We start from the raw sequence: 389 nt of genomic DNA on the forward strand, positions 1-389 counted from the left end.
TAACAATGGAGTGATGATCACATCACCACCGGTTATCCGATCGAAGAGATAAATTTCGGCCTGCCGAAGACCTTACCCGCACCAACCAGTGCAGAGCTCACGGCCATCGAACAAATCAAAACCAGATTGATACAAAAGCTCGGTACGGGCATTTCTAACCTTTCTGGCTTAGAAAGCAAAATCAATAGCTTTAATATTATCAAACGAGCTTATGGCTCCATGACTGGCCGACACGTTATTACTGATCCGCAGCAAACGCCGTACCAACCGAACCTCCTCGCGGCGCAATATAAAGCGGACTACAATGATTACGTCCTATTGGGTGAAGGCGATAAATACAACACAAAAATCCCGAGATATGCTCAATTGAAGCTTAATCTGGGCAAGGC

General features: G+C 45.8%; 1 protein-coding gene. It reads left to right on the forward strand.

Annotation, left to right across the window (positions count from 1 at the left end; genetic code table 11):
- Window positions 1–126 precede the first annotated feature (126 nt).
- Window positions 127–389, forward strand: a 263-nt coding sequence (locus UF06_RS26535; RefSeq protein WP_242402046.1) for a hypothetical protein, incomplete at its 3' end; no start/stop codon positions are given.

The sequence above is a fragment of the Vibrio sp. S234-5 genome (assembly GCF_000960595.1).
Taxonomy (GTDB): Bacteria; Pseudomonadota; Gammaproteobacteria; order Enterobacterales; family Vibrionaceae; genus Vibrio.